At 71.1% G+C, this 9,442-nt stretch carries 8 protein-coding genes; 6 read left to right on the plus strand and 2 right to left on the minus strand.

The features are described 5' to 3' along the window. Nucleotides 1-74: 74 nt before the first annotated feature. From ABT304_RS26600 to ABT304_RS26610, 3 genes are all read left to right on the plus strand, one after another. Complete coding sequence (locus ABT304_RS26600; protein ID WP_350719838.1) at nucleotides 75-740, plus strand: polysaccharide deacetylase family protein; 666 nt, start codon at nucleotides 75-77, stop codon at nucleotides 738-740. A 124-nt stretch (nucleotides 741-864) separates the two neighbouring features. Beyond that, nucleotides 865-1,923 carry a hypothetical protein gene (locus tag ABT304_RS26605; protein WP_350719840.1) on the plus strand — a complete coding sequence of 353 codons (1,059 nt, stop codon included), beginning with the start codon at nucleotides 865-867 and terminating at the stop codon, nucleotides 1,921-1,923. A 113-nt stretch (nucleotides 1,924-2,036) separates the two neighbouring features. Then, on the plus strand, nucleotides 2,037-3,614 hold the full coding sequence (locus ABT304_RS26610; protein ID WP_350719842.1) for a DUF4082 domain-containing protein: 1,578 nt from the start codon (nucleotides 2,037-2,039) through the stop codon (nucleotides 3,612-3,614). Here ABT304_RS26610 and ABT304_RS26615 read toward each other — a convergent pair. Together ABT304_RS26615 and ABT304_RS26620 are read right to left on the minus strand one after the other, a co-directional pair. Further along, nucleotides 3,549-4,874 (minus strand): O-antigen ligase family protein, encoded by a 1,326-nt coding sequence (locus ABT304_RS26615; RefSeq protein WP_350719844.1) that lies wholly within the window; start codon nucleotides 4,872-4,874, stop codon nucleotides 3,549-3,551. The genes ABT304_RS26610 and ABT304_RS26615 overlap by 66 nt on opposite strands. Before the next feature lie 10 nt (nucleotides 4,875-4,884). Continuing rightward, the gene (locus ABT304_RS26620) at nucleotides 4,885-5,622 is read right to left on the minus strand and encodes a YveK family protein (protein WP_350719845.1); all 738 of its coding nucleotides are present in this window, start codon (nucleotides 5,620-5,622) and stop codon (nucleotides 4,885-4,887) included. 120 nt (nucleotides 5,623-5,742) lie between these two features. On the opposite strand from ABT304_RS26620, the gene ABT304_RS26625 reads away from it, so the two are divergent. Genes ABT304_RS26625 through ABT304_RS26635 form a run of 3 tightly spaced genes read left to right on the plus strand, consistent with a single transcriptional unit; the run spans nucleotide 5,743 to nucleotide 9,437 of the window. Beyond that, nucleotides 5,743-6,417, plus strand: a complete 675-nt coding sequence (locus tag ABT304_RS26625) for a hypothetical protein (protein ID WP_350719847.1) — start codon at nucleotides 5,743-5,745, stop codon at nucleotides 6,415-6,417. Further along, nucleotides 6,410-7,882: an oligosaccharide flippase family protein gene (locus ABT304_RS26630; RefSeq protein WP_350719849.1), complete on the plus strand. Its 1,473-nt coding sequence runs from the start codon at nucleotides 6,410-6,412 to the stop codon at nucleotides 7,880-7,882. The genes ABT304_RS26625 and ABT304_RS26630 overlap by 8 nt, the downstream gene beginning before the upstream one ends. After that, the gene (locus tag ABT304_RS26635) at nucleotides 7,875-9,437 is read left to right on the plus strand and encodes a glycosyltransferase family protein (RefSeq protein ID WP_350719851.1); all 1,563 of its coding nucleotides are present in this window, start codon (nucleotides 7,875-7,877) and stop codon (nucleotides 9,435-9,437) included. The genes ABT304_RS26630 and ABT304_RS26635 overlap by 8 nt, the downstream gene beginning before the upstream one ends. The last annotated feature ends 5 nt before the right edge of the window (nucleotides 9,438-9,442 follow it).

The following is a 9,442-nucleotide window of genomic DNA, read 5'->3' on the forward strand; positions in this document are numbered from 1 at the left end:
GCAGATCCCCCGTATGAGGTAGGCCTTCGCGCAGGTCGGCCGGACGAGGCCTCCGGATCCTTAGCGTGGAGGACATGCCCGCCCACGTGACCAACATCTGCTTCCACGGCATCGGCGAGCCCGAGCGCGAGCTGGAGCCGGGCGAGGACCGTTACTGGATCAGCAAGGACGCCTACGAGGACATCCTCGATGCCGTCGCCGGCCGCCCCGAGGTGAGGATCAGCTTCGACGACGGCAACCACTCCGACGTAGCCATCGGACTGCCGGGCCTGCAGGCCCGCGGCCTGACCGCGACGTTCTTCGTGCTGGCGGGACGGCTGGGGAAGCCGGGGAGCGTCGACCGTCTCGACGTCCGTCTCCTCCGGGTTGCGGGCATGCGGATCGGCACCCACGGCATGGACCACGTCAGCTGGCGCGGCCTCGATGCTGCGGGAGTACGCCGCGAGCTGATCCAGGCCCGCGAGCAGATCACCATGGCGGCCGGGGAGACCATCGACGAGGCGGCGCTCCCGCTCGGCCGCTACGACCGGGCCACGCTGCGTCACCTGCGCCGGCTGAGCTACCAGCACGTCTACACCAGCGACCGCGCCCAAGCGGTGGCCGGAGCCTGGCTGCAGCCGAGGTTCAGCATCACCGCGGAGGACGACGGGGCGAGCGTACGCAGCCACATCCTGACCGGACAGGGCATCGCCAGAAGGGTGGAACGCCAGGCTGCGGGCCTGGTCAAGAGGCTGCGCTGAACCTCTGCGCGGCCCCGAGAGAAGTAACCAGTTTGAAGGATGCCCCCGACCACGAGGTCGGGCAGTGTCGACACGACAGTGCCGACAAGACAATGGCCATCGAGACGCGAACGGGTGCGAACACATGCCAACCAAGCCAGGCCGGCGCCGTCGGATCGCGGTTGTGGGAGGGCTGGCTCTGCTGCTGGTCGCCATGACCTGGTTCCTGTGGCCCAACTCCAGCCCGGTACGCAACGTCGGCTCCGACTCGCTGCCGACGGTCAAGCCACCCGCGAGCGTGTCCCCCTCCCCCAGCCCTTCGGCTGACCCGAGTCCGTTGGTCTCCTCGGCCCCGCCGACACCGACCCCCGCGCCCTCTGCGACCCCGGAGCGTACGCAGTCCTCGACCGCCGCGCCACCGGCCAAGGGGTTCCCCACCCGTGAGTCGGCGGGCCTGCCCGCCGGCTGGAAGCCGAAGCGCACCGCGACCGGGGACTTCTGGATCCGGCACCGCGGAGCGGTCGTGGAGGACCTGCGGATCACCAACGGCGTCATCTACGTCACCGCGCCCGGTGTCACCCTGCGCCGCGTCGAGGCGATCGCCTCGGTCGTGGTCAACGACTACAACGACCAGTGCAACACCGGGCTGCGGATCGAGGACTCCGACTTCATCCGGAGCAGCGCCCCGACGACCGAGGAGGCCTGGCCGGCGGTCTCGGCAGGCGGCTACACGGTGGACAACGTCGTCATCGACGGCGTACCCGAGGGCCTCCGCGCCTCCAACAAGGAGCGCTGCGGCGGCATCGGGATCCAGGACTCCTTCATCCGGGTCACCTCCCCGGACGTGTGCAGCGACTGGCACGGCGACGGACTGCAGGGCTACGGCGGCGGCAAGGTCAAGGTACGCCGGACGGTGATGATCCTGGACGTCAAGAACGAGTGCCACGGCACCGCCCCGTTCTTCAACCCCGAAGGCCAGGGCAACGAATCGGTCGACATCGACGGTCTGGTCGTGGCGGGCGGCGGCTACCCGTTCCGCAACGGCATGCCCGGGCCGGTCCGCAACCTCTACGTGGTCGACCAGAGCTGGGTCTACAGCCCGCTCGACGTCGACTGCTCGGTGGTCACCGAGTGGAGCGCGGCCGTGGTCACCATGGACTCAGCGGGCCAGCCGGCCCCCATCCGCGACCTACCCTGCGAGTGACGTCTGGGCTGGAAAACCCGCCATTTATACCAAGTTTTGAGGTGCCGGGACCGTGAGGACCGTGCCTAGGGTCGATGCCGTTGCCCAGGTATCCCCCACGAACAGGTGCATTCATGCCCTCCCACCGCACGCCCAGCAGGTCTACCCGGTGGCGGCGCACCGCCTTCGCCAGCGTCCTCGTCACCCTCATCGCCGGCAGCGCCCTCTGGGCTTTCGGCACGGCGACCGCGCACCCGGAGACGGTCAGCCTTCTCCCCGACGACGCGGTCCCCGCGGTCCTGACGGACCCCGACTCCCGGCCGGTCGAGCTCGGGCTGCGGTTCCGGACCTCGGAGCCGGTCGAAGCGGTCGCGGTCCAGGTCTACCTGGGCCCGGACAACCACGGGCCGCACCAGGCGACCCTGTGGTCGGGACGGGGCCGCCCGCTCGCCCGCGTCCAGCTCGGCGGCGCGGCCGGCGACGGCCTGAGGGTCGCCGATCTCGACCGGCCGGTACGTCTTCAGCCAGGCCGCTCCTACGTCGTCTCCTACACCGCGCCCGGTGGTCACTACTCGACCGACGAGCACTTCTTCGACCGCCCGATCAGTAACGGTCCGCTCTCGGCCGGCGCGAACGCGGGTGTCTACAGCTACCGGCCGGGCGAGTTCCCCCGCTCGACGTACCGGGCCACGAACTACCAGGTCGACATCGTCGTGCGGCCGACCGGCTCTGGCGAGGAGCCGACGTCGACACCGACGCCATCCGAGAGTGCACCGTCCTCGAGCGCGCCCCCGTCCCAGAGTCCCAGCCCCTCGACGAGCGTCAGCCCGAGTGCGCCGGCGAGCTCGCCGACGGCTCCGTCGACCTCCCCGAGCTCCCCGACCAGCACTCCGACGACGTCCGCTCCGTCGCCCACCTCCGCCCCTCCGGCCGGTGGCTTCCCGACCCGCGCCTCGGCCGGGCTGCCGGACGGCTGGCAGCCGAAGCGGTCGGTGACCGGGACGTACACGATCAGTACGCCTGGGGCCGTCGTCGAGGACCTGCGCGTCACGAACGGGACGATCAACGTCACCGCCAAGAACGTGACCCTGCGCCGGGTGCAGGCGGTCGGCTCGGTGATCGTCAACTACGCCAGCGCCACCTGCGCGACCGGCCTCGTCATCGAAGACTCCGAGATCGTCCGTGGCACGGCCCCGACGACGGACGAAGCCTGGCCCGCGGTCACCTCGGGCGGCTACACGGCCCGCAACGTACTCATCGACGGGGTTCCGGAGGGCTTCCGGGCCCAGGGCAGGTCGGCGTGCGGCGGCGTCGCGATCCACGACTCCTACGTGCGTGTCGTCTCGCCCGACGTCTGCACCGACTGGCACGGTGACGGCATCCAGGGCTACGGCGGTGGGGCGCTCACCGTCCGGAAGACGGTCATCGACTTCGTCGACACCAACGGATGCGGCGGCACCGCCCCGTTCTTCTACCCCGACCAGGACAACACCTCCGTCGACATCGACGGCCTGATCGTGAGCGGCGGCGGCTACCCGTTCCGGCTCGGCACGCCGGGCACGGTGAGGAACCTGTACGTGGTCGACCGGAGCTGGGTCTTCGGGCCGCTCGACGTCAGATGCAGCCTGGTCACCCAGTGGCAGGCGTCAACCGCGACGCTGAACTCCGCCGGTCAGCCCGTCGTGGTGCGCAACCTGCCCTGCACGACCTGATCGATCCGTACGTTCCAGACGCGTGACCGCGCTCGCCAGCCCGAGCACCAGGAAGATCGTGCCCATCGTCATCGGGAAGGCGAACGCGTCGAAGAAGGCCAGCCCGGCGAAGCCGGCGGCGGCGGCGCCGATGAGCGCGACGACGAGGTCACGCGTCTTCGGGTCCTCGCAGGCGCGATAGACCCGGGCTAGCTGGATGAACGTCGCGACGACGAACGCCACGAAGAGAAGCACGCCGATGATCCCGATGCTCACCATCATCTGGAGGTACTGGTTGTCGAAGATGCGGTACTTCGGCAGGAACGTCCCCAGCCCGCGCCCGAAGAACGGGTTGCGGTCGACAAAGAACCAGGCCACCCCGTAGCTGTCGGTGCGCGAGGTGACGCTCGGGTCCTCCTCGGCACCGACGAACATCCCGGTCACCGAGTTGATGATCCGCGGCGCGACCAGGAACACCAGCCCCAGCCCGCCGACCGCGAGCCCCAGCACCATCGCGCGCTGCTTGCGTGACCAGCCGATCATGCAGACCGCGACCGCGATGGCGGCGCCGAGGTAGGCCGACCGGCTCGAGGAGGCGGCGATGATCATGCAGATCAGCACCACCGGGGTCCAGCGGACGAGCGGGTTGAGGTTGCGATGCTGGAAGCCGACGTGGAGCGCGATCGGCACCAGCATCCCCATCAGGGTGCCGTACTCGATCGGGCTGAGGGCGGTCCCGGCGGGACGTACGAGGCCGTTGCGCATCGCCAGCTCGACCGTCGTCATCGGGGTCAGGACGGGGATCGAGATCCGGTCGACGAAGATCTGCCGGGCGAAGAACTGGGCCAGGCCGAGGACCGCGAGGAAGCTGCCGCCCACGACCAGCCGCCACACCAGCACATGGACCCTGGCCATGCTCGGGATGGCGTCGCCGGCGAGCAGCAGCGTGCCCACCCAGGAGACCATCGCGAGGATCGCGACGTCGGCCGGGCTCACCTCGTCGCGGCTGATCGGACGTGACATCGCGATGACATAGGTGACTCCGACGCTGAACAGGAACAGCGCCAGCACCAGCCGCATCGGCTGCGGGGGCCGGTCGACCGGCAGCGGCCGGCCGATGCTCAGCAGCACCCAGAGCGCGAAGCTGCCCAGCCCCATCAGCATCGAGACCGAGCCGGCGCTGCCCAGCGGCCGGAAGACCAGCCAGGACGGGATCACGAAGACGGCGAACGTGTAGAGGCTCAGCCACGTCACCGCATCGACACCACGGCGTACGGCCATCGTTCCTGCCTCAGCCGTGGAGGCGCTGGACGACGTGGTCGTCGCCGCGGTCGCCGCGGTCGTCCTGGTCGTACCGGTCGTCCTCGTCGGGCTCGTCGTCGTAGGCGGCGTCCTGGGCGGCCAGCGACGCGGCCCGCTCCTCGCGGGCCAGGCGGCGGCGCAGCACGATCCCGTCGATCGCGTAGACCAGCACCGCGGTCATCGCGAGACCGAGCACGACGGCCATGATCCTCGCCCGCAGCGGACCGCTGCCGTCGATGGCGGCGGTCTCGTCCAGCGCGAGCGGGCGGGAGCGCAGCCGGGCGTTGCCCCTCGCGTTGACCTCGTCCTGCAGCCTGCCGAGAGTGTCGGGAATCGAGTCGGCGACGAAGTTCAACGCCTCGATGGCGTTGGCCTCGCTGTCCGCGCTGACGTCGATCGCGATCACCGGACCGCGCGTCGACTCCTCCATCGAGACCGTGACGGCAGCGCCTGGGGTGACCTCCGCGATCGCCTCCTGCGCGGGCGCGCTGGTGTAGTAGGCGACCACGACCCGCGCCGGCAGGTCGAGCCCACCGAGCCCCAGGAACGGGTTGCCGCCGGGGCCGACCGCGTTCTTGGAGGGGAGCATCAGGACCAGGCCCCGGGCGGTGTAGCTCGGCGCCACGAAGGCCGACGCGCTCCAGCCGAGCACGCCGGTCAGCAGGATGCCGACCACCGCGAGATACCACCGTCGACGGATCGCACCGACGAACTCCGACAAGACCATGCGGCCGAACGTACCCACCCAGGATCGGTGTGAGCCGACCTCGCCGACGTCCTACCCGATTTGGGCGATGACCCCGCTGACCTGGGCGGACTCGGCCCCTGCGGACCTAGCGTTCCGACCATGGCGCTGTGGGACCTGCTGCGGGCGATGGTCCGACGATGGCCGATCGTGGTGGTCGGCGCGATCATCACCCTCGCCGCCGCGAACTACGCGAGCCAGGACCGCAGCGTGTACTGGACTCGTACGGACCTGGTCTTCCTGGCTCCGAAGAACGCGCAGTACCCCAACGCGCTGCGGGCGACCTCCGAGGACCTGGTGATCACCGCCGGCGTGGTCGGCAAGCTCGTCGTCGGAACCCGGCAGATCCCGAAGTTCACCGCCACCGACGCGGGGCTGATCGGTATGGGCGTACGCGACGGGTGGACCGTCCGGCTGCCCGACACCGGCGGCCAGTGGGCGCCCAACTACACCGACCAATGGTTGATCATCGAGGTCGTCGGCTCCGACCCGGAGACCGTGCGCACCCGCAAGGAGCAGCTGGTCGAGGAGATGACGGCCGCGCTCGACCGGGTGCAGGACGAGTACCGGGTGGCCGAGGCGTTCCGGATGACGACCAAGGAGGCACCCGGCTCGACCGTCGTCTACCCCGTCGGCGGGAGCTCGAAGCGGGCGTTCGCCGTCTCCGGGCTGCTCGGCGCCGCCGCCACCCTCTACCTGGTCGTACGCATCGACCCGATCCTGCTGCGGCGCAAGGCGCGCCGCGCCGAGACGCCGCCGGAGACCGACCTTGGCTGAGACCCGCCCCCACACCGCCCTCGCCTGGAGCATCGCCAACACGGCGGTGACCAAGCTCGGCACGATGGTCGTCGGCATCCTCGTCGCGCGGCTGCTCGGGCCGGAGAGCTACGGGACGTACGCCGTCGCCTTCCTCGCCCTGATGGCGGTGCTGAGCTTCAACGAGCTCGGCGTGAGCCTCGCGGTGGTGCGCTGGAAGGACGACCCGCGCGAGATTGCCCCGACGGTGACCACGATCTCGGTCGCCGCCAGCCTGCTCATCGCCGCCGGGATGGTGATCGGGGCCGGCCCCTACGCGCGGGCGATGGGCGAGCCGGACGCGGCGGCGCTGGTTGCTCTCTTCGCGGTCCCGGTGGTGCTCAGCGGGATCAGCGCCACGCCCGCGGCGCTGCTGCAGCGCAACCTGATGCAGGGCAAGCGGATGCTCATCGACCAGATGGCCACGCTCGTGGCGGTGCCGGTCATGCTCGGGCTCGCGCTGGCCGGCGCCGGTCCGTACTCCCTGGTCATCGGTCATCTTCTCGGCGTATCCGTCACCACGGTGATGTTCCTGCGGATGTCGCCGCTGCCGTGGCGTCTGGGGCTCTCCCGGTCACACGCGGTCACGCTGCTTCGCTTCGGCGCCCCGCTGGCGGTGACGAGCATCCTGGTCTTCGCGGTCGGGTTCGCCGACCAGATCGTCATCGGCGGCATGCTGGGTGCGACCGCGCTCGGGTTCTACGTGGTCGCCTTCAACCTCTCCAGCTGGCCGGTCACGATGCTGTCGAAGCCGTTGCGGCAGGTCACGCCGGTGATCTTCGCTCGGCTGCAGCACGATCCCGTTGGTATGAGGCGGGCCTTCGCGCGGCTCTCCGCGCTGGTGCTGACCGTGACGCTCCCGGGCTGCTCGGCGCTGGCCGCGCTGGCGCCGGAGGTGATCGGGCTCGTCTACGGCGACGTCTGGCAGGCGGCCGCGGCACCGCTCCTCTGGCTCGGCGCGCTCGCCGTGCTGCGGATCTCCTTCGAGCTCGCCTACGACTTCCTGGTCATCGCCGGCTCGACGCGCAGCCTGATGACGATCCAGATCGTCTGGCTGATCGCCCTGGTGCCGGCGTTGCTGGCGGGGGCGGCGTGGGACGGCGTCGGCGGGGTCGGCCTGGCCACGTTCGCGGTCGGCCTCGTCGTCATCCTGCCGCTGCATCTCTTCTACCTCGCGCGGGCCGGGGTCGGGCTCGGTGGCCTCGCCGCCGGTGCCGCCCTGCCGGCTCTCGGCGCGCTCGCCGTCTGGACCGCGGCCGTCGGGATGCGCGTCGCGCAGCCGTCGGTCTGGGTGACCTGCGCGGTCACCGGCCTGGTGCTCGCCGCCGTGTGGGCGGTGCTGTTGCGACGCCGCCGCGAGGACGTCCGCTGGTTCCGCTCCGGCGCCGGTTCCTCCCCCACCCCCGGTGAGCCCTCCACGACACTGAACGAGGACGTCCATGTCTGACCGTCTCGACGACAACCACGAAACCCTGGAGGAGATGTACGCCGCCGCGGCAGCAGCTGCGAGGCGACGTCCGCGGCGCGCGGCCGCCCTGGCCCAGGCCGCGGCCGAGTTCGCCTGGGGCAACCACACCGGGTGGTTCGCGTACGAGCCCCTCGAGCTGCTGCTCACCGAGCTGGGCCGCTCGCTCCCGTCCGTGGCCGTGCCGACCCGGCCGCGGCGCACCCTGCACGTGGTCACGCAGATGTACCAGAGCGGCGGGCACACCCAGATCATCGCCGGCTGGACCGACCAGCTCGCCGACCGGTCCCACGAGATCGTCGCCACCCGGCAGATGACCTCGCCGGTGCCGGCCAAGATCGCCTCCCGGCTCGGGGACCGGGTCGGCCTGACGATGCTCGACACCACACCCGGGAGCCTGCTCCACCGCGCCGCCCGGCTGCGTGCGCTCGCCTCGACCGCCGACCTGGTGGTCTCCCACTGCCACCCCTTCGACGTGGTCCCCGCGCTCGCCTTCGCCGACCGCCGAGACCTGCCGCCCGTCGTCTACATCGACAACACCGACCACGTCTTCTGGGTCGGGGTGCGGGCCTATGACCGGGTCGTCCACCTGCGGCGCAGCGGCCAGGACCTCGCCCAGCACCGTCGCGGCCTGCCGATGGAGCGGTCGATCGTACGCAACCGGCCGCTGTCGGTCCGCGGCCGGACCAAGCGTCGCGAGACCGCGAAGCCGCAGTGGAACGTACGCGCCTCCGACGTGCTGGTCGTCACCGCGGCCGACTCGAGCAAGTTCCAGGGCGGCGACACCTACCTGGCGGCCGTCGAGGCCGCCGTGGCCGCCGAACCCCGCCTGCAGTGGCGGGTCGCCGGCCCCGACCCGGAGTCGGAGCCGTGGGCCGGGCTGGCGCGGCGTACGTCCGGGCGGATCCAGGCTGTCGGCATGCTCCCCGACGTGGCCCCGCTCCACCATGCCGCCGACGTCTACCTCGACTCGTTCCCGTTCGCGGGGCTCACCTCGCTGCTCGAGTCCGGCGGCCTCGGCAACCCCGTCGTCACCTTCCGCGGGCATCGGCCCGAGTGTGCGGTGTGGGGCTCGGACTCTCCCGGGATCGACCACCTGATGCTGCGCCCGAAGAGCGCCGACCAGCTGCGCGACACCCTCCTCGACCTGGTCCGCCGGCCGCGTGAACGGGTCTCGCGCGGCAGCGCCACCGCCCAGGCGATTCTCGAGTGTCACACCGGCCCCGGCTGGGTCGCGGACGCCGAGTCGCTCTACCTGACACCGCAGCGGCTCGGCGACGACCTGCTCGCCCCCGTTCGTGGCCGCGGCCATCTCGACCTGCTCACCGTCTCCGTCCAGGCGACCAACCCGTTCAGCCGTACCGGCGCCGACATCACCGCCGGCCTCCTCGGCGCGATGCCCCTCACCGACCGCATCTCCATGTGGCGCCAGACCCGCCGCGGCGGTGCCGGCCGCGTCCGCGACCTCGCCCCCGAGTGGGCTGCTGCTGCGGTTCGGGCGCGGCTGCGCCGCCGACCTGCAGGAATACCCGGTTAACCAGC

This window comes from Nocardioides sp. NPDC000445, assembly GCF_040300245.1.
Classification (GTDB): domain Bacteria; phylum Actinomycetota; class Actinomycetes; order Propionibacteriales; family Nocardioidaceae; genus Nocardioides.